The 25332-nt window shown below is 66.8% G+C and carries 32 protein-coding genes; 9 read left to right on the top strand and 23 right to left on the bottom strand.

The window, feature by feature from the left end; all coding sequences use genetic code 11:
* Positions 1-76: 76 nt before the first annotated feature.
* The 8 genes from truA to infA form a co-directional block, all read right to left on the bottom strand.
* Positions 77-1015, bottom strand: coding sequence for a tRNA pseudouridine(38-40) synthase TruA (truA, locus tag GR168_RS17275; RefSeq protein WP_083207441.1), 939 nt, complete (start codon positions 1013-1015; stop codon positions 77-79).
* Positions 972-1592: a 50S ribosomal protein L17 gene (rplQ, locus tag GR168_RS17280; RefSeq protein WP_065631830.1), complete on the bottom strand. Its 621-nt coding sequence runs from the start codon at positions 1590-1592 to the stop codon at positions 972-974. Before rplQ ends, truA begins: the two co-directional genes overlap by 44 nt.
* A gap of 82 nt (positions 1593-1674) precedes the next feature.
* Positions 1675-2727 carry a DNA-directed RNA polymerase subunit alpha gene (locus tag GR168_RS17285; RefSeq protein WP_058251963.1) on the bottom strand — a complete coding sequence of 351 codons (1053 nt, stop codon included), beginning with the start codon at positions 2725-2727 and terminating at the stop codon, positions 1675-1677.
* Positions 2728-2818: 91 nt separating this feature from the next.
* Complete coding sequence (gene rpsD, locus GR168_RS17290) at positions 2819-3424, bottom strand: 30S ribosomal protein S4 (RefSeq protein ID WP_058251964.1); 606 nt, start codon at positions 3422-3424, stop codon at positions 2819-2821.
* A 24-nt stretch (positions 3425-3448) separates the two neighbouring features.
* Positions 3449-3856 carry a 30S ribosomal protein S11 gene (gene rpsK / locus GR168_RS17295; protein WP_004023536.1) on the bottom strand — a complete coding sequence of 136 codons (408 nt, stop codon included), beginning with the start codon at positions 3854-3856 and terminating at the stop codon, positions 3449-3451.
* A complete protein-coding gene (rpsM, locus tag GR168_RS17300) occupies positions 3856-4224 on the bottom strand; it encodes a 30S ribosomal protein S13 (protein WP_004023537.1) in 369 nt (122 codons plus the stop codon). Before rpsM ends, rpsK begins: the two co-directional genes overlap by 1 nt.
* A 210-nt stretch (positions 4225-4434) precedes the next feature.
* Positions 4435-4548: a 50S ribosomal protein L36 gene (rpmJ, locus tag GR168_RS17305; protein WP_005207978.1), complete on the bottom strand. Its 114-nt coding sequence runs from the start codon at positions 4546-4548 to the stop codon at positions 4435-4437.
* 117 nt (positions 4549-4665) lie between these two features.
* A complete protein-coding gene (gene infA / locus GR168_RS17310; protein ID WP_004023539.1) occupies positions 4666-4887 on the bottom strand; it encodes a translation initiation factor IF-1 in 222 nt (73 codons plus the stop codon).
* Positions 4888-5071: 184 nt separating this feature from the next.
* On the opposite strand from infA, the gene GR168_RS23960 reads away from it, so the two are divergent.
* The 6 genes from GR168_RS23960 to fdhD are packed head-to-tail and all read left to right on the top strand — an operon-like array spanning position 5072 to position 8043.
* A complete protein-coding gene (locus tag GR168_RS23960; protein ID WP_238994923.1) occupies positions 5072-5281 on the top strand; it encodes a hypothetical protein in 210 nt (69 codons plus the stop codon).
* Positions 5282-5297: 16 nt separating this feature from the next.
* The gene (locus tag GR168_RS23965; RefSeq protein ID WP_238994924.1) at positions 5298-5480 is read left to right on the top strand and encodes a hypothetical protein; all 183 of its coding nucleotides are present in this window, start codon (positions 5298-5300) and stop codon (positions 5478-5480) included.
* Positions 5481-5507: 27 nt separating this feature from the next.
* The gene (locus GR168_RS17320) at positions 5508-5900 is read left to right on the top strand and encodes a phage holin family protein (RefSeq protein ID WP_058251965.1); all 393 of its coding nucleotides are present in this window, start codon (positions 5508-5510) and stop codon (positions 5898-5900) included.
* Positions 5897-6646, top strand: a complete 750-nt coding sequence (locus tag GR168_RS17325) for an SIMPL domain-containing protein (RefSeq protein WP_137809588.1) — start codon at positions 5897-5899, stop codon at positions 6644-6646. The genes GR168_RS17320 and GR168_RS17325 overlap by 4 nt, the downstream gene beginning before the upstream one ends.
* A 40-nt stretch (positions 6647-6686) precedes the next feature.
* The gene (gene dtd / locus GR168_RS17330) at positions 6687-7136 is read left to right on the top strand and encodes a D-aminoacyl-tRNA deacylase (protein ID WP_065631828.1); all 450 of its coding nucleotides are present in this window, start codon (positions 6687-6689) and stop codon (positions 7134-7136) included.
* Positions 7137-7176: 40 nt separating this feature from the next.
* Positions 7177-8043: a formate dehydrogenase accessory sulfurtransferase FdhD gene (gene fdhD, locus GR168_RS17335; RefSeq protein ID WP_065631895.1), complete on the top strand. Its 867-nt coding sequence runs from the start codon at positions 7177-7179 to the stop codon at positions 8041-8043.
* Here fdhD and ugpC read toward each other — a convergent pair.
* From ugpC to GR168_RS17365, 6 genes are all read right to left on the bottom strand, one after another.
* Positions 8015-9145, bottom strand: a complete 1131-nt coding sequence (gene ugpC / locus GR168_RS17340; protein ID WP_159371318.1) for a sn-glycerol-3-phosphate ABC transporter ATP-binding protein UgpC — start codon at positions 9143-9145, stop codon at positions 8015-8017. The genes fdhD and ugpC overlap by 29 nt on opposite strands.
* Before the next feature lie 49 nt (positions 9146-9194).
* Positions 9195-10508, bottom strand: a complete 1314-nt coding sequence (locus tag GR168_RS17345) for an ABC transporter substrate-binding protein (RefSeq protein ID WP_137809587.1) — start codon at positions 10506-10508, stop codon at positions 9195-9197.
* Positions 10509-10613: 105 nt separating this feature from the next.
* Positions 10614-11450, bottom strand: coding sequence for a carbohydrate ABC transporter permease (locus tag GR168_RS17350; protein WP_137809586.1), 837 nt, complete (start codon positions 11448-11450; stop codon positions 10614-10616).
* Between the two features lie 116 nt (positions 11451-11566).
* A complete protein-coding gene (locus tag GR168_RS17355; RefSeq protein ID WP_171011599.1) occupies positions 11567-12481 on the bottom strand; it encodes a sugar ABC transporter permease in 915 nt (304 codons plus the stop codon).
* Positions 12482-12569: 88 nt separating this feature from the next.
* Complete coding sequence (locus tag GR168_RS17360; RefSeq protein WP_137809598.1) at positions 12570-14657, bottom strand: phosphatidylglycerol lysyltransferase domain-containing protein; 2088 nt, start codon at positions 14655-14657, stop codon at positions 12570-12572.
* 147 nt (positions 14658-14804) lie between these two features.
* A complete protein-coding gene (locus GR168_RS17365) occupies positions 14805-15575 on the bottom strand; it encodes a hypothetical protein (RefSeq protein WP_238994925.1) in 771 nt (256 codons plus the stop codon).
* A gap of 383 nt (positions 15576-15958) precedes the next feature.
* Between GR168_RS17365 and GR168_RS17370 the strand changes: the two genes are divergently transcribed.
* A complete protein-coding gene (locus GR168_RS17370) occupies positions 15959-17569 on the top strand; it encodes an HNH endonuclease signature motif containing protein (RefSeq protein WP_159371319.1) in 1611 nt (536 codons plus the stop codon).
* 92 nt (positions 17570-17661) lie between these two features.
* Here the strand turns inward: GR168_RS17370 and map are convergent, their stop codons facing one another.
* From map to rpsH, 9 genes are all read right to left on the bottom strand, one after another.
* Positions 17662-18459, bottom strand: coding sequence for a type I methionyl aminopeptidase (gene map / locus GR168_RS17375; RefSeq protein ID WP_058251973.1), 798 nt, complete (start codon positions 18457-18459; stop codon positions 17662-17664).
* Positions 18460-18513: 54 nt separating this feature from the next.
* Positions 18514-19068, bottom strand: a complete 555-nt coding sequence (locus GR168_RS17380) for an adenylate kinase (RefSeq protein WP_004023564.1) — start codon at positions 19066-19068, stop codon at positions 18514-18516.
* Positions 19065-20393, bottom strand: a complete 1329-nt coding sequence (secY, locus tag GR168_RS17385; RefSeq protein WP_058251974.1) for a preprotein translocase subunit SecY — start codon at positions 20391-20393, stop codon at positions 19065-19067. Before secY ends, GR168_RS17380 begins: the two co-directional genes overlap by 4 nt.
* A gap of 206 nt (positions 20394-20599) precedes the next feature.
* Positions 20600-21040, bottom strand: coding sequence for a 50S ribosomal protein L15 (rplO, locus tag GR168_RS17390; protein WP_004023566.1), 441 nt, complete (start codon positions 21038-21040; stop codon positions 20600-20602).
* Entirely contained in the window at positions 21037-21222 is a 186-nt protein-coding gene (rpmD, locus tag GR168_RS17395) for a 50S ribosomal protein L30 (protein ID WP_058251976.1), read from the bottom strand. The genes rplO and rpmD overlap by 4 nt, the downstream gene beginning before the upstream one ends.
* A 2-nt stretch (positions 21223-21224) precedes the next feature.
* On the bottom strand, positions 21225-21872 hold the full coding sequence (gene rpsE, locus GR168_RS17400) for a 30S ribosomal protein S5 (protein ID WP_058251977.1): 648 nt from the start codon (positions 21870-21872) through the stop codon (positions 21225-21227).
* A 46-nt stretch (positions 21873-21918) separates the two neighbouring features.
* Positions 21919-22323 (bottom strand): 50S ribosomal protein L18, encoded by a 405-nt coding sequence (gene rplR, locus GR168_RS17405; RefSeq protein ID WP_159371320.1) that lies wholly within the window; start codon positions 22321-22323, stop codon positions 21919-21921.
* Positions 22324-22326: 3 nt separating this feature from the next.
* Complete coding sequence (rplF, locus tag GR168_RS17410) at positions 22327-22863, bottom strand: 50S ribosomal protein L6 (RefSeq protein ID WP_058251979.1); 537 nt, start codon at positions 22861-22863, stop codon at positions 22327-22329.
* 15 nt (positions 22864-22878) lie between these two features.
* Positions 22879-23277: a 30S ribosomal protein S8 gene (gene rpsH, locus GR168_RS17415; protein ID WP_004023571.1), complete on the bottom strand. Its 399-nt coding sequence runs from the start codon at positions 23275-23277 to the stop codon at positions 22879-22881.
* 273 nt (positions 23278-23550) lie between these two features.
* Between rpsH and GR168_RS17420 the strand changes: the two genes are divergently transcribed.
* Together GR168_RS17420 and GR168_RS17425 are read left to right on the top strand one after the other, a co-directional pair.
* A complete protein-coding gene (locus tag GR168_RS17420) occupies positions 23551-24651 on the top strand; it encodes a PQQ-dependent sugar dehydrogenase (protein ID WP_159371321.1) in 1101 nt (366 codons plus the stop codon).
* A 284-nt stretch (positions 24652-24935) separates the two neighbouring features.
* Positions 24936-25277, top strand: a complete 342-nt coding sequence (locus GR168_RS17425; RefSeq protein ID WP_137809582.1) for a LuxR family transcriptional regulator — start codon at positions 24936-24938, stop codon at positions 25275-25277.
* The last annotated feature ends 55 nt before the right edge of the window (positions 25278-25332 follow it).

The following is a 25332-nucleotide window of genomic DNA, read 5'->3' on the forward strand; positions in this document are numbered from 1 at the left end:
GGAGGCCCCGGGGATCGGTCCCCGGGGCCTCCTTGTGTCACAACAACTCCGGGGTCGCCGTCGAGACGGCGGGTGGTCACCCACCGCAGCAACCGGTCGACCCGCGCACGTCGCGGGTCACCGTGTTGCGTGCGGCGAGTTCGTCGTCGGCGGGATAGTCGACGCCGACCAGGCACAGACCCCGGGCCTCGGCGACGGGTACCTGGCTACTGCGTTCCCGCTCCTCGAGAAGCCCACGGCACCAGTCGATGTCGCGCCTGCCGTCGCCCACACTCGCGACCGCGCCGACCAGCGACCGCACCATCGACCAGCAGAACGCGTCCGCGCTCACCTCGCCGACGAGGACTCCTTCGGCGTCCCGAGTCCAAGAGAACCGCTGCAATTCCCGGATCGTGGTCGCACCCTCCCGCCGACGGCAGAACGCCGCGAAGTCGTTCAGGCCGAGCAACTCCGACGATGCCGCGTTCAACGCGTCGACGTCGAGCGGCCGACGCCATGTCGCGGTCGTCCGCGCGACCACCGGTTCGGCACCCCACCGTGCATCGGTCAACCGGTAGCGGTAATGCCGGCGCAGCGCCGAGAACCGAGCGTCGAACTCCTCCGGGACGACGCGCACGGCCGTCACCCGGACGTCATCGGGACACATCTTCGCGAGACGCCCGACGAGCGTCGCGGGGTCGCCGGCGATCGATCGGGTCTCCAGCACCGACCGCGGAACCGCGGCGTGTGCGACCTGCCCGGTCGCATGCACACCGGCGTCGGTGCGCCCCGCCACGGTCAGCCGCACCGGCACCCGTAGGACCGTCGACAACCTCGTCTCGAGTTCCTCGCACACGCTCCGCTGGCCGACCTGCCGTGCCCATCCGGCGAAGTCGGTGCCGTCGTACGAGATGTCGAAGCGGAGACGACAGAACCCGCCGGCACCGGAATCGGCGCCGACGGGTTCGGTCTGCGGTTCTCGACTCAGTCGACTACTTCTTCTCACCGTCGACGTCGGCTCCGGCTGCCTCGGCATCGGGAGCGGTCGCGGCGGTGGACTCGTCGTCGACGGCCTCGGCGACAGCCTCGGCGTTGGCGACCTCGGCATCGGTGGCGTCGGCCTCGACGGCCTCCACCACGTTCGCGTCAGCCGAATCGGTATCAGCGACAACCTCTTCGGTGGCGTCGAGCTTGTCCTCGGCGGCCTTCTTGGAGGCGGCGACGCGGGTCGCGCGGCTGGCCTCGCTCGACGCGGTGGACTCGCGCACCAGCTCGATCACGGCCATCGGGGCGTTGTCACCCTTGCGCGGCAGCGTCTTGATGATGCGGGTGTAGCCACCCGGACGATCGGCGAAGAACGGGCCGATCTCGTCGAACAGCGTGTGCACGACGTCCTTGTCACGGATGTCCTTCAGCACCTCACGACGGTTGGCCAGCTTGCCGGCCTTGGCGTGGGTGATGATCTTCTCCGCGTACGGACGCAGGCGCTTGGCCTTGGCTTCCGTGGTGGTGATGCGGCCGTGCTCGAAGAGCGAGGTGGCGAGATTCGCCAGCATCGCCTTCTGGTGGCTGGCCGACCCGCCGAGGCGGGCACCCTTGGTGGGCTTGGGCATTGTCTTCTCCTAGGAGGACTCCACATCACTCGATGCGGAAGTCAGGGTTTGGGCAGTGACAGCTACCGCCGCGTCGTAGCGACTACAGCTGCTCGGTCTCCGCGAAATCCTCACCGGAATCGGCGTCGAAGGACGCGTCTTCCGACCACGTGCCGGTGGCCGGGTCGTAACCCGCGACCTGCGACGGATCGAAGCTGGCCGGGCTGTCCTTAAGAGACAGACCGAGCGCGTGCAGCTTGACCTTGACCTCGTCGATCGACTTCTGACCGAAGTTGCGGATGTCGAGCAGATCCGACTCGGTCCGTGCAACCAGCTCGCCGACGGTGTGCACACCCTCGCGCTTGAGGCAGTTGTAGGAACGAACGGTCAGCTCGAGATCCTCGATCGGCAGGCTGAACGAGGCGATGTGGTCGGCCTCGGCCGGCGACGGCCCGATCTCGATGCCCTCGGCCTCGACGTTCAGCTCCCGGGCGAGCCCGAACAGCTCCACCAGGGTCTTGCCCGCCGATGCCAGCGCGTCACGCGCACTGATCGAGTTCTTGGTCTCCACATCGAGCACCAGTCGATCGAAGTCGGTGCGCTGTTCGACACGCGTGGCCTCGACCTTGTAGGTCACCTTGAGCACCGGCGAGTAGATCGAGTCGACCGGGATGCGGCCGATCTCGGCACCCGACGCCTTGTTCTGCACGGCCGGGACGTAGCCGCGGCCCCGCTCGACGACGAGCTCGATCTCGAGCTTGCCCTTGTCGTTCAGGGTGGCGATGTGCAGATCGGGGTTGTGCACGGTGACACCGGCCGGCGGCACGATGTCGGCACCGGTGACGGTGCCCGGACCCTGCTTGCGCACGTACATGGTGACCGGCTCGTCCTCGTCCGAGCTGACCACGAGGCCCTTGAGGTTCAGGATGATGTCGGTGACATCCTCCTTGACCCCGGCCACGGTGGTGAACTCGTGGAGGACACCGTCGATGCGGATGCTGGTGATGGCTGCACCCGGGATCGAGCTGAGCAGGGTACGACGCAGCGAGTTGCCGAGGGTGTAGCCGAAGCCCGGCTCGAGCGGCTCGATGACGAACTTCGAGCGGTTCTCGGCGAGGACTTCCTCGGTGAGGGTGGGTCGCTGTGAGATGAGCATTCTGTGGATCTCTCCTTTGGCCGCCCGCTATATGACGGCCTCGAGGGTGTACCGAACAGCTGTTGCTGTCGGGCGGGTGTTGCTCGAAGGACTACTTGGAGTAGAACTCGACGATGAGCTGCTCGGTCAGCGGGACATCGATCTGGGCACGCTCGGGCACGCTGTGCACGAGAACACGCAGGGTCGACGGCACGACCTGGAGCCAACCCGGAACCGGACGATCGCCGACGAGCTCCTTGGCGATCTGGAACGGGACGGTCTGCAGCGACTTCGGGCGGACATCGATGATGTCGTACTGGCTGACGCGGTAGCTGGGCACGTCGACCTTCACACCGTTGACGGTGAAGTGGCCGTGGCTGACCAGCTGGCGGGCCTGACGACGGGTACGCGCGATGCCGGAGCGGTAGATCACGTTGTCGAGACGGGTCTCGAGGATCTTCAGCAGTTCGTCACCGGTCTTGCCGGTGCGACGGTTCGCCTCTTCGTAGTAGCGACGGAACTGCTTCTCCAGGACGCCGTAGGTGAAGCGCGCCTTCTGCTTCTCCTGTAGCTGGAGCAGGTACTCGCTCTCCTTGATCCGCGAGCGGCCGTGCTGGCCGGGCGGGTAGGGGCGACGCTCGAATGCAGCGTCTCCACCGATCAGGTCGACGCGAAGACGACGAGACTTCTTGGTTGCGGGGCCGGTATAACGAGCCATGTTTCTCTGTTCCTCCCTTTCCCGCTAGACCCGACGCCGCTTGGGCGGACGGCAACCGTTGTGCGGCTGCGGGGTGACATCGGAAATGGTGCCGACCTCGAGGCCGGCTGCCTGCAGGGAGCGGATGGCGGTCTCGCGACCCGAACCCGGTCCCTTGACGAACACGTCGACCTTCTTGACGCCGTGCTCCTGGGCCTTGCGCGCAGCGTTCTCGGCCGCGAGCTGAGCCGCGAACGGGGTGCTCTTGCGCGAGCCCTTGAAACCGACGTGGCCCGACGACGCCCAGCTGATGATGTTGCCGCTGGGATCGCTGATCGACACGATGGTGTTGTTGAACGTCGACTTGATGTGTGCGTGGCCGTGCGGGACGTTCTTCTTATCGCGACGGCGGGTGCCCTTCTTGGGGCCTGCGCTACGTGACTTCGGAGGCATTACTTCTTCTTCCCGGCGATGGTCTTCTTCGGGCCCTTGCGAGTGCGGGCATTGGTCTTGGTGCGCTGTCCACGAACGGGCAGGCCACGACGGTGGCGCAGACCCTGGTAGCAGCCGATCTCGATCTTGCGACGGATGTCGGCCTGCACCTCGCGACGGAGGTCACCCTCGACCTTCACCGAGGCTTCGATGTACTCACGCAGCTTCGAGACGTCTGCGTCGGTGAGATCCTTCGCTCGGAGGTCGGGGCTCAGGCCCGTTCCCTCGAGGATCTCCTTGGAGGTGGTACGCCCAACTCCGTAGATGTAGGTCAGTGCGATCTCCAGCCGCTTCTCGCGGGGGAGATCCACACCAGCAACACGTGCCATGTGGCGGATTTCCTTTTCGATTCTCAGAGGTCTGCTCCCAGTCCGTCCCGCGAGCTGGTGCCGAACCGTGTGTCCGGCCTCGTGGGCTCCGGCCTCTGATCCGGAGGTAGGCGGTGACGCGTCTGTCGCCGCTGGTGTTGGGAGGTCCTGTTGTATTCAGTTGTCGATCTTCAGTTGTTCTGACTCAAGCGACCCGGAGGGTGCGCGTGATCAGCCCTGACGCTGCTTGTGACGCAGGTTCTCGCAGATCACCATGACCCGACCGTTACGACGGATCACCTTGCACTTCTCGCAGATCGGCTTGACGCTCGGCTGAACCTTCACGTCAATCTCTCCTGCTCGGCTCGCCCGCGCGCACGCCGAAACGGCCGTACACGTGGGTGTCGGTCTCCTCCCGAACGGATGTCCGGGAAGTCTGTCCCCGGCGACGCCGGGAAAGTCCTACTTGTAGCGGTACACGATTCGCCCACGAGCCAGGTCGTAGGGCGAGAGTTCCACGACGACCCGGTCCTCGGGCAGGATGCGGATGTAGTGCTGCCGCATCTTGCCGCTGATGTGGGCGAGAACCTTGTGTCCGTTCTCCAGCTCAATACGAAACATCGCATTGGGCAGGGGTTCGATCACTCGACCCTCGACCTCGATGGCCCCGTCTTTCTTCGCCATGTCCTCCGCGATCCTGGCCGTGACCACGACATCCGGGCGACGTCGCGGCCCATTGGCCGGGTTGAATCAGTGTTTGTCCGTTAGGGTGTGGGCACCGGTCCGCGAGGACCTGCACCCGGTGTGCGCCGACCGGACCCACGTGCTGACACGCCGAGGCCCGGCGCGCGATGCGCACCGACGGTCCATGCTACGCGAACAGGCAGGCCAGGCCAAATGCGTGCGCGGCGTCGCAAGGAGGTCCAAGCGGATGGGGACGGTCGACGACTATCTCGACGGGCTCGACCCGGACGACCGCGCGGTCATCTCCCGGATCTATGACGTCTCCCGCCACACGGTCCCCGGCACCGCGCAGGGCAAGGGCTACGGGATGGGAGGCCCTGACGTATCGCGGTAGCCCGCTCCTGTCGGTGATGCGCACCAAGAAGCACATCGGGCTGTACCCGTTCAGCCCCGACGCGGTCGACGCCGGGCGGCCGTTCCTCGCGGGTTTCGACGTCCAGAAGGGCACCGTACGTTTCCAGCCCGACGCCCCTCCGTCGGACGACGCGATCCGCGCCATGATGACGTTCCGTCGCGATCAGATCGATGGTTGAGGCGAGGGGTGCTGGCACACTGTCGCCATGCTTGCCTTCCTTGTCCGCACCGTACTGACCGCGGTGGCGTTGTGGGTCGCGACGCTGATCGTGCCGGGCATCGACTTCGTGGGCGGTTCGACGACCGCCGAGAAAGTCGGTATCGCCCTGGTGGTCGCCGTGATCTTCGGTGTTCTGAACGCGATCATCAAGCCGATCGTGCAGATCATCGCGATCCCCTTCTACATCCTCACGCTCGGTCTGATCCACATCGTCATCAACGCGTTGATGCTGGAGCTCACCGCATGGATCACCCGTAACACGACGCACTGGGGGCTCGAGGTCGACGATTTCTTCTGGTCGGCGATCTTCGGCGCGATCGTCGTGTCGGTCGTCGGCTGGCTGCTCGCGCTGCTGATGCGGGACCCGGTCGACCGATGACGAGAACACGCGGCGCCGACACACGGCGCCCCGCACTCCGGACGACGTCGGTCCTCGCGGCGCTCGCCGCCGTGGTCCTGGTGGTGGCCGGGTGCGGCAGCGACACCGGCGGGGAGCCACGGTCGGTGACCGTCGTCGGGTCGGGCCAGGTCAGCGGCACCCCGGACACCCTGCGCGCCGACATCGGCGTGGAGGCGACCGCGTCCGATGTGACGACCGCGCTGAACGAGACGAGCGCCAAGGTCACCGCGGTCACCGACGCGGTCGTCGCGGCCGGAGTGGAGCGCAAGGACGTCGCCACGCAGCAGGTGTCGGTGAACCCGCAGTATTCGAGTCCGGCACCCGGCGGTTCGAGCCGGATCAGCGGATACACCGCGACCAACACCATCCGCGTGACCATCCGCGACATCTCGACGGCGTCGACCGTGCTGAGCGCCGCCGCGACCGCCGGTGGGGACAACACGCGCATCAACAACGTCGCCTTCGCCATCGACGACGACTCGGAACTCCTCGAGAAGGCGCGCGAAGCCGCGTTCACCGACGCCCGGGGCCGCGCGCAGCAGTACGCCGGTCTCGCCGGCGACTCACTCGGCGACGTGCTGACCATCAAGGAGAGCACCAGCGGCCAGGAACAGCCGGTCTCGCCCGGTACCTTCGAACGCGACGTGGCGGCCGCGCCCGTACCGGTCGAGCCCGGCCAGCAGGAACTCACCTTCACCGTCACGGTCACGTTCGCGCTCGACTGAACACCCCGTCCGTGCACCGCACCCGGAGATCGGAGGACCGATGCGCGCCGTGCTCCAGCGCGTCAGCCGAGCGAGTGTGAGCGTCGACGGCGAGGTCGTCGGCGAGCTCGACATCCCGCCCGGCGGCGCGGGTCTCGTCGCGCTCGTCGGTGTCACGCACGACGACACCACCGACCACGCGGTCCGGCTCGCCGACAAGATCTGGCGCCTGCGGATCTTCGACGGCGGGGACGGTCCCGAACGCGCGGCCGCCGACCTCGACGCCCCGATCCTGGTGATCAGCCAGTTCACGCTCTATGCCAACACCGCGAAGGGCCGGCGCCCGTCGTGGAATGCCGCCGCGCCCGGGCCCGTCGCCGAACCGCTGGTCGACGCGGTGGTCGACGCGCTCCGGGCCGCCGGCGCCACCGTGGCCACCGGCCGTTTCGGGGCGCACATGGAAGTCGGTCTCGTCAACGACGGCCCGGTCACCCTGGTGCTCGACGTCTGAGACCGCAGCCACGAACAGTCGCAGGACTACCGTGGTGCCGGTGGGACGAATCACCGCACGCCGCCGCGTCACCCGTATCCGACGCGATGCGGAACCGACGCAGCGCGCGGACACCCTGGCCGTCGAGGAGCCGCTCGAGATCCGGGTCGGCGGGCGCACACTCGCGGTCACCATGCGCACTCCCGGCCACGACTTCGAACTGGTCGCCGGCTACCTGGTCTCCGAAGGTGTGGTGACCACCGGCGCGGATTACTCGACGGCCCGTTACTGCGCAGGCACCGACGCGCAGGGCGCCAACACCTACAACGTCATCGACGCGACGCTCGCCCCGCATGTGCCGCCACCCGGTTCCGAGATGGTCCGCGCCAACCCCGTCACGAGTGCATGCGGCATCTGCGGCAAGGACAGCATCGCCGCGGTCCACACCGCGTCGGTCCATGATCCCGCCGCCGACACCATGACCGTGGCCGCCGGGACGGTCCTGGACCTCCCCGACCGGTTGCGCGCCGAACAGAGCGTCTTCGACAAGACCGGTGGCCTGCACGCCGCCGCGCTGTTCGACGCGGATGGTCGCATGCTCGCCGTCCGGGAGGACGTCGGTCGGCACAACGCCGTGGACAAGGTGATCGGGTGGGCGGTTCTCGCCGACCGACTACCCCTGTCGGGCACCGTCCTCCAGGTCTCCGGCCGCGCGAGCTTCGAACTCGTCCAGAAAGCCGCGATGGCGGGAATCTCGATGCTGTGCGCGGTCTCCGCGCCGTCGTCACTGGCGGCCGACGCCGCCGACGACCTCGGCATCACGCTCGTCGGCTTCTCTCGCGGCGAGTCGATGGTGATCTACAGCCGTCCCGATCGGATCTCCCTGTCCGAAGCCGCGATCACCGAAGAGGTTTCGGTCCCGCGCTGAGGTCGTGACGACGCGGGTCGTCGAGGGCGACCCCGCTGATCGGATCGAACCAGTACGTCTCGTCGACCTCCGGGGTCAGCCCGATCACGTCACCGACCTCGATCGTCCGGCGATGATCGACACGGATGACGATGCGACTCCCGCGCAGCCGGACGTCCGCGCTGCAGTAGACGAACTGTTCGGCCCCCAGTTCCTCGACGAGATCGACCGTTGCGGTGAGGTTCCCGCACTGCGGTGCAGCCGACACCTGCCACGACTCGGCACGCAGACCGACGACGACGTCGCTCGCGGACGCCGACGACAGCACCGACGGCGGAACCCGGACCTCGGCGCCACCGAGGCGTACGATGCCCGCGTCCACCCGGGCGTCGATCAGACACATCTGCGGTGAGCCCATGAACGACGCCACGAACAGGTTCGCGGGCCGCGAGTAGATCTCGCGCGGACTCCCGACCTGTTGCAGCACACCGTGATCGAGCACGGCGACCCGGTGCCCCATGGTCATCGCCTCGACCTGGTCGTGGGTCACATAGAGCGTCGTGATGCCGAGTTCCCGCTGCATGGCCGCGATCTGGGCACGCGTGCTCACCCGCAACTTGGCGTCGAGGTTCGACAACGGCTCGTCCATGCAGAACACCTTGGGCCGTCGCACGATCGCCCGCCCCATCGCCACCCGCTGCCGTTGCCCACCGGACAGCTTCGCCGGCTTGCGGTCGAGAAGCGGTGTGAGTTCCAGCATCTCGGCGACCTCACCGACCCGGGACGCGGTGTCCGCCTTGCTCATCCCGGCATTGCGGAGCGCGAATCCCATGTTGTCGGCGACCGTCATGTTCGGGTAGAGCGCGTAGTTCTGGAAGACCATCGCCACGTCCCTGGCCTTCGGCGCCCTTCCGACGACGTCGACGTCGTCGATCAGGATCGCCCCCGACTCGACGGACTCCAGACCCGCGACCATCCGCAGACTCGTCGACTTCCCGCATCCCGACGGCCCGACGAGGACCATGAACTCGCCGTCGTCGACGGCCAGGTCGAGCGAGTCGACGGCGGGCTTCTGGCCGTCGGCGAAGCACCGGGTCGCGCCGTCGAAGGTCACTGACGCCACGACCGGCCCCCTCGTCGCCGGCCCACGACCGGCCCCGCCACGTCGCCCGTCATGACGGGAGCTTCGGCGCGATCTGCGCCTCGTAGATCTGCGCGATCTGGCGCTGGGTGTCGGCGAGGGTCGCGGCGACATCGGCGTTCTGCAGGCCGATGCGCTCGTAACCGGTGCCGATGATCTTGTCGCCGCCGGGGACGAAGACCCGCGCGTTGTTCTGCGGTTGTGTCCGGGGAAGCTGCTCGATGGCGGTGGCGAAGTTCGGGTTCTTCTCCAGGAACGCGACCATCGACGGGTCGTCCTGCGCGGATTTCCGCACCGGCATGTAGCCGACATTCTGCGCGAAGTAGGCGGTGTTCTCGGTGTTGGTGATGAACTCGATGAACTTCAGCGCGTTGACCTTGCGGTCGTCGGACAGTTTGGCCGGGACCGCGAGACCGGCACCACCCGTCGGGCAACCCGAAACCCCCTGCGGCGCGGGCAGGAAGGCCGTACCGAAGTCGAAGGCGGCGTTCTCCGTGATGCCCGACAGGTCGCCGGTCGAGGCGATGGTCGAGGCGATGATGCCGGCGCTGAAGTCGCCCGCGATGTCGTTCGAGATCTTCGCGTACCGCTTCGTGTTGATCGAGTCGCTCAGATATTGCGCGGCCGCAACGGTCTTCGGGTCGGTGAACTTCAGCTCCCAGTCGTTCGAGTAGGCGCCGCCGAATGTCCAGGTCGGCCCCTGGAAGGTCCATCCGAGGTAGTCGGTCGCGTTGCCCCAGCCGTGCGCGCGCTTGTCGCCGCCGACCACGGTCTGGATCCGCGGGCCCCAGTCGTCGAACTCGTCCCAGGTCTGCGGGCCGCGGTCGGGCAGGCCGGCCCGGCGCCACACGTCTTTGTTGTAGTAGAACAGCGGAGTCGACCGCGCGTACGGCAACGCCCACGTCTGGTTGTTCCACTTGTAGTCGCCGACAAGCGAATCGACGTAGTCGGCGGTGTTCACGTTCGCACGGCCGAAGAGGTCGTCGAGGGGGCTGATCGCGCCGATGAGCGCGAAGTTGAACCACCAGACGTCGGACAGGATCATGATGTCGGGCACGGCGCCGCCGGACAGCGCGGCGTTGAACTTCTGGGCCGCCTCCTCGTAGTTCTTGCCGGCGTCGACCAACTGGACGGTGATACCCGGGTTGGCCGCCTCGAAGCGCGAGATGAGTTCTCGTTCGACCTCGACCGACTTGCCGGGGTGGTTCGACCAGAAGCTCAGCTTCGAGGCGTCGCCCGACGACGAACCGCCGTCACCCGAGGTTCCGGCGCATGCGGCCACCAGAGCACCGGCCGCGGCCGTCGCGGACGCGGCGAGGAACCCGCGCCGGGACATGTTCATCATCTGTCGTCTCCTTCGATCGTCTGTGTGTGAGTCGTTCTCGTGCATGGTGGTTCTCGTGCTGGGCGTTCTCGTGCCTGGTGTTCTGGCTTGTGGGGTGCCGGCCGGTCAGCCCTTGACGGCCCCGGAGGTCAGACCCTTGATCATGTGCCGTTGCAGGGCCAGGAAGAGGACGAGCATCGGCAGCATCGCGAGCACGGTTGCCGCCATGACCGGGCCCCAGTTGGTGAGACCGTCGCTGTTCTGCAGGAGGGTCAATCCCACGGGTAGCGTGGCGACCGAGGCGTCGTCGGCCATCAGGAACGGCCACAGGTACTCGTTCCACTCGTTGACGAGGGTGATCGTCGCGAAGGCGACCATCGTCGGGATCGACAGCGGCAGCACCACTCTGGTGAGCAGGCGGAAGTGACCCGCCCCGTCCATCCGCGCCGCCTCGATGATCTCGGGTGGGATGGACAGGAAGTGATTGCGCATCAGGAAGGTCCCGAATGCGACACCGGCGAGCGGCAGGATGATGCCGATGAAGGTGTTCCGCAGTCCCAGTTGGGCCACCAGGGCGTAGTTGGTGACGACGGTGATCTGGTTGGGCACCATGAGCGCGGCGATGATGACGACGAACACGATGTTCTTGCCCGGGAAGCGCAGGAACACCAGCCCGTACGCGCTCAGCACGCCCAGCAGGAATTTCGCCACGCCGAGGATCGAGGTCACGATGACCGAGTTGCGCAGGTAGTCCCAGAACGGTACCGACGTCGTGGCCTCGACGTAGTTCTCGGGACGCCACGTCGACGGCCACCACACGGCCGGTTGCACGTAGATCTCGGTGCGATCCTTGAACGACGCCAACAGGATCCACACCAGGGGCAGCGCAATGATCACCAGCACGACCGTCATCGCCGCGTACCCGCACGCATCCGCCAGTCGTCGGCGGGTGGCCGGCGTCATCGCCTCACCGCCGGGGCGCCGTCGCTTCTGCCCGGGACCCGCCGGCGGACGTCCGGACTCCTCTGTGTGGCCCGGCTCGGCAACCCGTCTGGACGCCGGACTCGTGGTGACGGGCCTCATCGCGCTCCCCTGTCCATCATGCGCACCTGGATCACCGTGATGGCCAGCAGGACGACGAACATGACGGTCGCGACGGTGGCGCCGTAGCCGGCACGGAAGTTGACGAAACTCTCTTCGTAGACCTGGTAGACCATCGTGGTGGTGCCATTGCCCAACGGGCCGCCCCGGGTCATCACGTTGATGATGTCGAACACCTGTAACGAGTTGAGCAGCACGGTGATCGACAGGAAGAAGGTCGTGGGCCGCAGTTGCGGCAACAGCACCTTGCGAAAGTAGGTCCACCAGCCGGCTCCGTCGATCGCGGCCGCTTCGTCCAGGTCGGTCCGTTTACCCTGCAGCGCAGCCAGATAGATGACGAAGGCGTAGCCGAGGTTCTTCCAGATGTAGGTCACCGTGATCATGAACAGTGCCCATGACGGCTGCTGGTAGAAGTCAGGTGCAGAGCCCAGTCCGAGGCGCACCATCACGTCGTTGACGAGGCCGAAACTGGGGTCGAAGACGAACTGAAAAGCGATGCCGACCGCCGCCCCGGACAGCACGAACGGAGCAAAAGCTGCCGATCGCACCAGATTTCGGCCGCGCAGTTTACGGTCGAGCAACAGTGCGAGCGCCAGGCCGATGACCATGCTGCCGACGACAGCGGCGACCGTGAAGATGACGGTGTTGGCGACGATCACCCGGGTATCGGCACGGGTGAACCATTCGAGGTAGTTGTCGATCCCGACGAACGTCGCTCCCGCCTCGGCGATGTTCCAGTCGTAGAACGACATCCGGATGTTCTCGACGAGCGGTCGATACGTGAACACGCCGAGGAGGACGAGGTTCGGCACGACGAGCAGGAGGAACAGCCCATGGCTTCGCCAGGGACGCCGCCCCGTTGCGGGCAGCACATGTTCGTCGACCGATGACACTGGCGAAGTCTCGCCGTAGGAGACGACCGGATGGTGAACTCAGGCGGCGATTCCCGTGAACGATGCCTTCACAGCCGGGGCGGGCGGGTCAGTCCCCTCGTGACGCCGCCAGCCGGACCAGCTGACCGGTAGTGGCATCCGGCAGGTACGCCCTGGAGATGGCCACACCGATACGCGGAAGGTCGGATTCGTCGCGGAACGCCAGGTAGACGGGCTCGTAGCGGGGATTGAACTTCTTCTTGAAGGTGTGCAGCGAGCGGAATCCGTAATAGGGCTCGAGCGCGGCGCCCAGCGTGTCGAGCAGTTTGTCGAGCGGCTCGGCGTCGAAGTCGCCCGTTCGCGCCAGCGGCGCTCCGGACAGCGAGATGAACTGCGCACCCTCGTCTTTGAAGGCGACTGCCGACGAGGCGATGAGATACTCGACGACCGGCCCGAACCCGTCCGTACGGCGTCGCATGATGTCGAGCGTCCATCCCGCGACGTCGCCACCCGGCGCGTACACCGGTAGCCACGAGAGCACGCCGTGCACGTTGCCCGTCGGATCCACCGCGAGTGCCACCCGGACCGCGGGGTCCATCGCCTCCTCGACACTGCCCAGGGTGAACCCCATCTCGGGAAGGCCCTTGTCCCCCACCCACTCCTCCGAGATCGCGCGCACCTGGGTCTTGACGGCGAACGACTCGTCGGCCAGCGAGACCATCCGCATCGAGATGTCCTGCTTGGTGGCCTTGTTCATCGCCGATCGCACGTGCTGCCAAGGCTTGCCCTTGAACTCCAGACCCGGCAGGTCGACGATCGTGTCCTCGGCGATCTGCACACTGAGCCATCCGCGTCCGGTGACGATCTCCGAGGTCGCCGAGCCGATCGAGAACCAGCACGGAGTCGCGCCGGCGCTCTCCGCGAGGTCGACGAAGGCGTCGACGGCGTCGGCCAACCGCTCGGGTGCGCACACCGGGTCGGCCAGGGCCACCATGGTCCCGACGTGCTTTCGGTAGGTCACGACGGACTGGTCGTCGAGATCGCCCGCAGCGCCGGTGAACTGGTAGCTGTTGCCCGGCCAGGTCGTCATCCACGACATCGTGCCGCCGCCGTGCACCCGCAGCAGTTCCTTGACGCGGCCGACCGGATCGTCGTCCGAACCGGACGCACCGACCTGACGCACGCGCCACGGCACCGCGAACGCGAACCGGCCGGGGATCAGGATGGCCAGGACCAGCACCCAGAGCAACGTGGTTCCGAGCGTCACGGCGCCCTCGGACGACACGTCGGTGAAGACCACCAGGATCACCGCCAGGAGGGTCGCGATGACGTTGAGTGCACCGAGGACGACGGCCACCCACCACGCCCACCGCTTACCCCGCCGCAGTTGATCGGCGATGAGCACGTTGACGACGAGGCCGATGAGCATCGTGAACACCGAGTCGTCCCCGGCGTCGGTCGGCCCGAGCGGCCCGCTGCCCGGGAACAGGAACACCAGGAGGTTCGCACCCGCGATGACCAGCAGGGCAGCGCAACCCAGCATGCGGACCTCACGCCGGGTACGCGGCACCCAGCCATGTTCGTTGGTGGCGAAGAACTTCTCCCCCACGATCAGCATGATGATCGCGGCGAGAACGTACTCGACCGAGGCGAGGGTCCCCTCGAACAAGAAGGCCACCGAGACGACCGCCCCCAACAGGACCCGGACACGTAGCCGCCAGGGCGAACGCACGGTCGCCGAGGCCACCGCGACCGCCGAGACCACCAACGCCCCCACCCCGGTGGCGCGCGACTCGGCGAGTTGTTCCGCCCACCGCCACGACGTCACCTCGGAGGACAGCAACCACAGCAGCAACACCGTCAGCAGGGATGCGATCAGGTGGCCGCCCACACCGACCAGAACAGCCTTCACGGTGCCCAATTGCCACTCGGCCCAACCCATTCCGACGACGACCGCCACCAGCGCCAGCAGGTACAGCCAGGGCCCGGGTTCGACGAACGCGGAGCTGACCGGCGTCCACCACTTGCCCTCTCGGAGCGCCGGAAGCCCGAACGCCACCTCGTGATACCACGACTTGTCGTTCGCCCTACCCCACAGCGATCCGGTCGTCGCGCCGACGATCAGCAGGGCCGCCGCGAGGGCGACAGTGAACGGAAGCCGCCGCACGACGGTGAGCCAGGAGACGTCGGAATGCATGGTCAACGGTACGACGACACGACCCGCCGCACACGGTCATCTGGTTGATCGGTCACGCGCCGGACGCTGGAACCCACCGTTCGTCGTCACGACGCCACAGGACGGGCACATCGCCGATGCAGATGGAACCTGGGTCGAGCCACCACGTCACGTCCGGGCCCATCCGGCCAGCACCGTGGCCCCGTCCCGCTCCTGGAGTGGGATCTCGATCCCCGCGCTCGTCAGATAACCGTTGACGCTCACATGGACGGCATCGAGGTCGGCGGCGACGGCTCGCCAGTCGGGCATGAACCAGCGGCGATGCCGCCCGATGGTGTTGTACCAGTCCCATCTCCTCGACGCGGTCACCTCGAGTGGGTAACGGTCGACCAGCCGAGCACAGTCCGCGGGTGCCGCGATTTCGTACACCCGCGCGAATTCGCTGACGGACACCGTGCAGACTCGGGCCTCATCGCCGATCGAAGTGTCTTCCTCGGCGATGAGCTGCAATGCGCCGAGGCCCGGGCGGGCACGCGTCGTCTGCACCGTCCCCGCGGCATACGGCGTCGACCACCACTCGTCACTGAACGTGCGGTGAGGATTGCGCTCGTACTCCCGTCCCGAGCGCGCCTCGCCGGCTTCGACGTGGGCCCGCCACTCATCCCACCGCACGCGCTCGCTCCGGTACGGCAGGGCGGACTCCGGGAGTGCCTCGTTTCCGAACGGGTAGGCGATCACACGCTGGAGCGCGAGATCGACCGGGTCGTCCCACCACGCACAGACCGGATGGCGGAGCAGCACCCCCGCTATCGGCTCGAGGAGCGCAACGACTTCTGGTGCGGCATAGCGGATGTCCTCCTCGTCGGGAGGCTGCCAGTACCGAGCGAAGTCCACCGCGTACCCGAGTGCACCCAGGAGCTCCCATTCATCCGCCGCCACGAGTCCTTCAACGTCGACGCTCCGAATCGCGGCCTGAACGTCTGGAGATGTCCGAGGTCGCCGATACTGATCGACCCGTTCACCTGTGGCGTAACGGAATGCCATGTTCGCGCAGAGGAATCGTCCGCGTGGCGTAGCGAGGATCTCTTGGGTGCGGGCCATCTCGCCGACGGTATCGGTGACGGATGCCGCACGCCATGGGATCACTGCTCGCGGCCTACCAAACCGCTGAGATGATGCACTCCGCGCTGTGGCGCGAACCGCCTTACCATCCCCCACCGACAACCGTCCGTCACCCACGAGAAGACGAAACTCGTTGCACACCAACCGAATAGCCGGTAGAGTTGGACCCACATTCGATTCACCACAGGGGGGGTGAGGTCGTGTTCGATTCCCGACGAGACGTCGGCACCGACGCGCCGACCCCTCGTGCGGTCGAATTGGTTGCCGATCTCCACCGCACCCTCGACAAGTTGCAGACCGTGGATCTGTCGCCGTGTACCGATGCCGAACTCGCCGACGTGACCGCGGAAACCGAACGCGCCATCGCACGGTTGACCGTCGCCGGTGACCGGCAGATCGATCAGGTCGAGGCCCGCGACCTGCCCCGCAAAGCAGGGTGCCGCACCCTCATGCAGTACATGACCCACCGGCTACGCGTCTCCAACCCGATGCGACGCCGTAAGCAGATGGACGCCACCGCCCACCGCACCAGCCTCGGCGGCGAGGTACTCCCACCCGAATACCCCTACCTCGCCGAAGCTTTCGCACAAGGCGCGGTCGGCACCGCCCACGTACAAGCCACCCTCGACGTCCTCGACCGCATCCCGGGCACCATCGACCACGACATCAAGGTCGCCGCCGAACGACAGATGGCCGAGATCGCCACCGACCACACCCCCGCCGAGATCACCCAACTCGGCGCGCGGCTGCTTGCCCACCTCGACCCCGACGGCACCCTGTCAGACGACACCGACCAGAAACGACGCCGCGGCCTGTGGATAGGACGGCAACGAGCTGACGGCACCGCCAAGATCTCCGGCACCCTGACACCCGCACTCGCCGCCCGACTCACCATGATGTTCGCCGTCTGGGGCAAACCCGGACTCAACAACCCCGACGACCCCGCCTCACCCAGCGGACCGGCCGGAGCCGCCGACCCCGAAGCCCTCACAGCCGCAGCCGACCGCGACGGCCGCACCCTCGCCCAGACGAATCACGACGCCCTCGACGCCGCCCTGGCCGCAGGCTTCGCCGACGGGACTCTCGGCACCTCGCACCGAGGCCTGCCCGTGCAACTGATCGTCAAAGCCGACCTCGGGGACCTGATCCGAGAAGCCGGACTCGCGACCACCGCCACCGGCACCCTGCTGCCCATCCGGGACTTGATCGCGATAGCCGCCGACATGCAACCGTGGCTCGCGATCTTCAAAGACGCCACCACCGTTCCGCTGCACTTCGGACGGGGCAAACGCCTCGCCACCCGCGAACAACGCCTCGTCTCCTTCGCCCGCCCCGACGGGGAAGTGTGCTCGGCACCAGGCTGCGACCAACCCGCCACCCACGTCGACATGCATCACGCCCACAAGGACTGGGCCAAAGGCGGCCTCACCGACATCGACGACCTCGCACCCGCCTGTCCCCGTCATAACCGGATGGTCGGCGACGCACCCGGCCAATACACCACCCGGATCGTCCGATCCGGACCCGACGAAGGCCGCTGCCTCTGGCGACTCAACGCCGAACCCGGCGCACCGCCCAACCCCGAACACATCAACCGCCGACCCGACATACCCAAGCGGTTGCAGGCACACCTCGAACAAGTGCGGCGAGAGATCCACGGACGAAACACGTCCGGCGATCAGACACGCCCCCAGCAACAACCCGTATGGCCGATCGTCGACTACTGGCCAGCGGCCCTCCCGCCACTGCGCCCGGGCCAGACTTATACGCCGGTCGAGGCGTGTCTCGCCGAACTCCTGGTACGAAACTGACCGCGCAACAACAGGACAGCACCCAACAACTTCAAGCCCTACAGTGCGCGATTCGTATCGGTTCCCGGTACGAATCCCGCACTGGCGTGGAGTCAGACTGGGCGCGGGGTGAGGATGCGGGGTCCGTCGGCGGTCACCGCGACGGTATGTTCCCAATGGGCGGAACGCGACCCGTCGTCGGTGACGACTGTCCAATCGTCGTCGAGGACGGTGGTGTCCGTTGTGCCCAGCGTCAGCATCGGCTCGATGGCCAGGGTGGAGCCGATCACGAGCGTCGGCCCCTTGCCGGGTTCACCCTCGTTCGCCAGGAACGGTTCCATGTGCATCTCGCGGCCGATGCCGTGTCCGCCGTAACCGTCGACGATGCCGAAGGGCCGGCCGAACTTCTTCTCCGCGGCGCGCGTACCGAGTTCGATGGCGTGGGAGATGTCGGTGAGGCGAGCGCCGTCGACCATGGCCGCGATCCCCGCCTCCATCGACAACCGCGTCGCCTCGGAGAGTTCCTCGTCGGCGGTGGACAGTTCCCCGACCCCGAAGGTCCAGGCCGAGTCCCCGTGCCAGCCGTCGAGGATGGCGCCGCAATCGATCGACACCAGATCGCCGTCGGCGAGAACGACGTCCGCGGACGGGATGCCGTGGACGACGACGTCGTTCACCGAGCTGCAGATGGATCCGGGAAAGCCGTGGTAGCCCTTGAACGAGGGCACCGCCCCGGCCCCCCGGATCACGGATTCGGCGACCTCGTCGAGATCGAGGGTGCTGACCCCCGGCTTCGCCGCATCGCGCACCGCGACGAGCGCGGCCCCGACAACCGCGCCCGCCGCGGCCATGGCATCGAGCTCGCCCGCACTGCGGAAGGGGACGACGCGCTTGCGCTTACGAAAACCCATGCCCTACAGCGATTCCTCGGTTGTCGGAGACTGTGCGGTCAGAACGCAGCGGGGTCAGGAGACGCCGGCGCCGAGCGCGCTCAGGACGCGCTGATGGACGCCCTGGATGTCACCGACCGCGTCGATCGTCTTGACCTGGTCGCCGTAGTACGCGAGCAGCGGCGCGGTCTCCCGGGTGTAGACGTCCATCCGGTTGCGGATGACCTCTTCGGTGTCGTCGGCGCGGCCACGCGCCAGCATGCGCTCCACGACGACGTCGGTGTCGACGACGAACGAGAGCACGGCGTCGAGCGAGGCGTCGAGATTCGCCAGGATGTCGTTCAGCGCGTCGGCCTGCTCGGTCGAGCGCGGGAAACCGTCGAGGATGAAACCCTTCGACGCATCCGGCTCGCCGACGCGGGCGCGGACCATGTCCACCGTGATCTCGGACGGGACGAGGTTGCCGGCGTCGAGGTACTTCTTGGCCTCCACACCCACGGCGGTGCCCTGGGAGATGTTGGCGCGGAAGAGGTCACCGGTCGAGATGTGGGGGATCCCGAGTGCTTCGCTCAAAAGCTCCGCCTGGGTGCCTTTACCTGCTCCGGGCGGGCCGAGAATGACAAGTCTCACTTCAAGAATCCTTCGTACTTGCGTTGCATCAACTGACTGTTGATCTGCTTCATCGTGTCCAGACCCACGCCGACCATGATCAGAACGGCCGTACCACCGAACGGCAGGTTCTGGACGTTGCCGCTGTTACCGATCTCGAGGAACAGGTTCGGGAGTACCGCGATGATACCGAGGTAGATCGAGCCCGGCAGAGTGATGCGACTGAGCACATACCCGAGGTATTCGGCCGTGGGCGCTCCCGGACGGATGCCCGGGATGAATCCACCGTACTTCTTCATCTCGTCGGCGCGCTCCTCCGGATTGAACGTCACCGCCACGTAGAAGTACGTGAAGAAGATGATCATCAGGAAGTAGACGGCGATGTAGACGCCGTTGCTCGGATCGGTCAGGTACCTGGTGACGTATTCCTGCCAGGTCGACTGCGTCCCATCGGGATTGCGCGTGAGTTCGACGATCAGCTGCGGCAGATACAGCAGCGACGAGGCGAAGATCACCGGGATGACGCCGGCCTGGTTGACCTTCAGCGGCAGGTAGGTCGACGACCCGCCGTACATCTTGCGGCCCACCATGCGCTTGGCGTACTGCACCGGGATGCGGCGCTGACCCTGCTCGATGAACACTACGCCGGCGACGATGATCAGCGCGGCGACACAGACCAGGGCGAAGACGAGTCCGCCGCGGCTGTTGAGAATGGTGCGACCTTCGGCGGGGATACGCGCGGCGATACCGGCGAAGATCAGCAGCGACATGCCGTTGCCGATGCCGCGCTCGGTGATGAGCTCACCGAACCACATGACGACACAGGCGCCGGCGGTCATGACGAGCACGATGATCGACAGACCGAAGATGCTCTGGTCGTTGAGGACTTCGCCGCTCTGCGCACAGGACTGCGGAAGGAGCTGGCCACGATCGGCGAGGGCCACGATGCCCGTCGACTGCAGGAGTGCGAGGGCCACGGCCAGGTAGCGCGTGTACTGCGTCATCTTGGCCTGGCCGGCCTGGCCCTCCTTGCGGAGTTGCTCGAAGCGCGGGATGACCACGGTCAGCAGCTGCACGATGATGGCCGCCGTGATGTACGGCATGATGCCGATCGCGAACACCGACAGCTGCAGCAGCGCGCCGCCGGAGAACAGGTTGATCAGGGAGTAGACCGAGCTCGACTCACCGGACGAGACCTCGTCGAGACACGCCTGCACGGCCTGGTAGTCGACACCCGGCGACGGGACGGTCGCTCCCAGCCGATACAGGATGATGATGCCGAGAACGAAGAGGATCTTCTTCCTCAGATCCGGCGTCCGAATGGCCGCGAAGAGGGGGGAAAGCACTAACTCCTCCTAGTAACGACCACGCGAGGTCTACGTTCCGGGTCGGTGCGACCCGACCCCCGTGTGCTCGGCAATCGACGATGATCTTTCGGGATGCGGCAGTCTTGGGCGTGTCCGGCAGGACAACCTCTGAGACTCTAACAGTCACACCGAAACGCCCCGGTCGGGCGGCAGCGATGCTGCCGCCCGACCGCGGTGTGTGTCCGTCAGAGTTCGGTGACGCTGCCACCGGCAGCGGCGATCTTCTCCTTGGCGGAGGCGGTGAACTTGTCGGCGGTGATGTCGACCTTGACCGACAGGTCACCGTCGCCGAGAACCTTCACCAGCTTGTTCTTGCGAACGGCCCCGGCCGCGACGAGCTCGTCGACGCCGATGGTGCCGCCCTGCGGGAACAGGCGGGCGATGTCGCCGACGTTGACGACCTGGTACTCGATCCGGTTGCGGTTGGTGAAGCCCTTGAGCTTCGGCAGCCGCATGTGGATCGGCATCTGGCCACCCTCGAAGCCGGCGGGCACGTTCTTGCGTGCCTTGGTGCCCTTGGTGCCGCGACCGGCGGTCTTACCCTTGGACCCCTCACCGCGACCTACGCGGGTCTTGTCGGTCTTCGACCCCGGAGCGGGGCGAAGGTGATGGAGTTTGATGGTCATGCTTGAACCTCTTCGACTGTCACGAGGTGACGAACCGCGTTGATGAGGCCGCGGTTGATCGGCGTGTCCTCGCGGGTGACGGTCTGGCGGATGCCCTTGAGTCCGAGGGTCCGCAGGCTGTCACGCTGGTTGCTCTTGGTACCGATGGTGCCCTTGACCTGAGTGATCTTCAGCTGAGCCATGATCAGACCCCCTGTCCTGCGCGAGCGCGGAGCATACCGGCCGGAGCGACATCCTCGATCGGCAGACCGCGGCGGGCCGCGACCTCTTCGGGACGCTGCAGCATCTTGAGTGCCGCGACGGTGGCGTGCACGACGTTGATGGCGTTGTCCGAGCCGAGGCTCTTGGCGAGGACGTCGTGGACGCCCGCGCACTCGAGCACGGCACGCACCGCGCCACCGGCGATCACACCGGTACCGGGGCTGGCCGGGCGGAGCATGACGACACCGGCGGCGGCCTCACCCTGGACCGGGTGGGTCACGGTGCCGGCGATCAGGGGCACGCGGAAGAAGTTCTTGCGAGCTTCCTCGACACCCTTCTGGATCGCGGCCGGGACTTCCTTGGCCTTGCCGTAGCCGACGCCGACCATGCCCTGGCCGTCGCCGACGACCACGAGAGCGGTGAACGAGAAACGACGTCCACCCTTGACCACCTTCGAGACGCGGTTGATGGTCACCACGCGCTCGAGCTGGTTGCGGTCCTGGTCGCGGCCGCCACGATCGCGGCGGTCGCCGCGGCCACCGCCGCGACGGTCGTTGCCGCCGCCCTGGTTGTTCTGGTTGTTGTCGTTACCGGCGGGTCCGTTTCCGCCGTCACGCTGACGTCCGGGCATCAGAGGTTCCCTCCGGTCATGTGGGTGTAGCTGTTCGAGATGGTCATCAGAAGCTCAGGCCTCCCTCGCGGGCGGCGTCGGCGAGCGCGGCGATCCGGCCGTGGTAGTCCTTGCCACCACGGTCGAACACGACGGCGCCGACGCCGGCAGCCTTGGCGCGGGCGGCGATGAGCTCGCCGACTTTGCGGGCCTGCGCGGACTTGTCGCCGCCGGCCGCACGCACATCGGCCTCGATCGTCGATGCCGCGGCCAGCGTCTTGCCGGCCGAGTCGTCGATCAACTGGACGTGGATGTGGCGCGAACTGCGCTTGACCGCGAGACGCGGACGGGCCGGGGTTCCGCTGACCTTCTTGCGGAGGCGGAAGTGACGGTTGCCGGTCGCCTTGCGACGACGCGTCGAGACGTCCTTGCCGATCGGCTTGCGCACTGTCTTGGTAGCTGAATCACTCATGGCTTACTTACCCGTCTTTCCGACCTTGCGACGGATCTGCTCACCCTCGTAGCGAATGCCCTTGCCCTTGTAGGGGTCCGGACGACGCAGGCGGCGGATGACCGCCGAGATCTCGCCGACTTGCTGCTTGTCGATACCCGAGACCGAGAACTTCGTCGGGGACTCCACGGCGAACGTGATGCCCGCCGGGGCCTCGATCGGCACGGGATGGCTGTAACCGAGCGCGAACTCGAGGTCGCTGCCCTTGGCCTGCACGCGGTAACCGACACCGAAGATCTCCATCTTCTTGGTGTAGCCCTGCGTGACGCCCACGACGAGGTTGTTCACGAGCGAACGGCTCAGGCCGTGCAGCGCGCGGCTGCGACGCTCGTCGTTGGGGCGGGTCACGACGATGGAGTTGTCCTCCTTGGCGACCGAGATGGGCTCGGAGACGGTGAGCGAGAGCTCACCCTTGGGGCCCTTCACGGTGACGTTCTGGCCGTCGATGGTGACGTCCACGCCCGCGGGGATCTCGATGGGGTTCTTTCCGATACGCGACATGTGTTGTTACCTCCCCTACCAGACGTAGGCGAGGACTTCGCCGCCCACGCCCTGGTTGGCTGCCTGGCGATCGGTGAGCAGGCCCGACGACGTGGAGATGATGGCCACGCCGAGGCCGCCCAGAACCTTGGGCAGGTTGGTGGACTTTGCATAGACCCGGAGGCCGGGCTTGGAGACGCGGCGCAGACCGGCGATGGAGCGCTCGCGACTCGGGCCGTACTTCAGGGAGACGACGAGGTTCTTCCCGACCTCCGCGTCTTCGGTGCGGTAGTCGGTGATGTAGCCCTCGCGCTTGAGGATCTCGGCGATGTTCACCTTGATCTTCGACGAGGGCAGTGTCACCTCGTCGTGGTACGCCGAGTTGGCGTTACGCAGACGCGTCAAGAAGTCTGCGATCGGGTCAGTCATGGTCATGGGTGACCGTCAACCTTTCTCGTAGCGGTTCCCATACAGCGCCGGTGGCCGGAAAAATCCCGGTGACCTGCGGTGGGCCTTCCACGAAGTGGATAGTTGTTTGGAGAAGGTTCTCGCCGCCGATGCCCTTGGCTTTTCGCCGGCACCGGAGACTATTCAGTTGTGTCCCGGACACCTGAGGTGCACAGGCAACCGGTCTAGTGTAGGGAATCCGCAGCGTAGACCCAAATCGGTACCGGTCGGCAGTGGCGACCATCAGGCACCATCGAGGGTATGGATCGACGCAAACTCCTCAAAACGGGCCTGCTCGGGGCCGGGCTGCTCGGCATCACCGGTACGTCGCTGGTGACCGGGTGCGCCACCGACGATCCGCCGACGCGGGATCGATCCGGCTCGGGTCCGACGGGCACGTCCGCGGACGCCGCGTCGGTCGAGACCGTCGCATCCGGGCTGGACGTGCCGTGGGCGCTGGCCTTCCTCGGTGACGGCGATGCCCTCGTCACCCAGCGTGACGACGCCACGGTCGTGCGGGTGTCCCCTGGGGGCGAGGTCCGGACCGTCGGCGAGTTCGCTGACGCCGCTCCGCGCGGCGAAGGCGGGTTGCAGGGCATCGCGGTGGCGCCGGGCGACGAGAGCGCGGTGTTCGTCTACTACACGACCGCCACCGACAACCGGCTGGTGCGCCTGGACTTCGACGGCGACCGGCTCACCCGTCCCCGACCGCTGATCGCCGGACTCGACGCGGCCTACAACCATCACGGCGGCGCCCTCGCCTTCGGCCCGGACGGAAGCCTGTTCGTCTCGGTCGGCGATGCCGCGGTACCCGAGGTCGCCCAGGACGTCACCGCGTTGAACGGCAAGATCCTGCGGGTGGACCGGGATGGCCGCCCGTGGCCGGGCAACCCGTTCGGCAACGAGGTCCACTCGTACGGGCACCGCAACGTCGAGGGCCTGGCCTTCGACGGCGCAGGCCGGCTGTGGGCCAGTGAGTTCGGACAGAACCGTCGTGACGAGCTCAATCTGATCCGACCGGGTGGCAACTACGGGTGGCCGGAGGTCGAAGGCGATTCCGATGATCCGCGGTTCGTCGCGCCGGCCGCCACCTGGACCACGCAGGAGGCGTCCCCGGCCGGGCTGGCGATCATCGGCGACCGCGCCTACATGGCCGCGCTCCGCGGCCGGCGGCTGTGGGAGATACCGCTCACGGGGTCGGCCGCCGGCGAGCCGGTGAGCAGGTACGCCGACGAGTTCGGCCGGCTGCGCGTCGTGGCCGCCGCGCCCGACGGCTCACTGTGGTTCGGCACGAGCAACACCGACGGACGCGGCCGGCCGGCCGACGGCGACGATCGTCTGCTCCGGATGCGGCTCGGCTGACCCCAGTTCGGCGCGCGGACCCGAAGCCATCCGACGGGCGCCGATCGGTTCTGTACGGAATCGACAGTTCGATTCTCGAATCATTTCGCGGAACCATTTTCCGAAATCGTCTCATCGCCGGACTCTCATGGGTGCGAGCCCGTCATCACCGGGTGTTTTCGCAACGATTGTGTGGCCTATTCCAGGCGGCAGGATCACCGCGTCGGTCGACAGCGTAACAACGAACTGGCCTCGATCCGCCGAACATCACCTCGTCGCCGCGCCGCGATGTCATGGTGGAACACGTGGATTCGACTCATCTGCCCGAGCTCGTCGACGAGCTCCTGTCCTCGGCCCGCGAAGCGTCGAGCCGACGGGCCTCTCATACGTTGCACGGCAAATCTTCTCGCCATCTTCGACAAACGGTGATCGCACTGGTCGCGGGCGCGGCACTGTCGGATCACGACAGTCCCACCGAGGCCACGCTGCAGGTCCTGCGCGGGCGTGTCGTCCTGACCTCGGCGGACGGCGACCCGGCCGGCCGGTGGGAGGGCGCCACCGGCGATCTGGTGACCATTCCGTCGACGCGTCACGGCCTGACCGCACAAGAGGACTCGGCGATCCTGTTGACGGTTGCCACGCGTTGACCTAAGCGACCAAATTGTTTCCCGAATGACCGACGGGTGTATTCCCCACAAACGT

The sequence above is a fragment of the Gordonia sp. JH63 genome, assembly GCF_009856645.1.
GTDB classification, from domain to species: domain Bacteria; phylum Actinomycetota; class Actinomycetes; order Mycobacteriales; family Mycobacteriaceae; genus Gordonia; species Gordonia hongkongensis.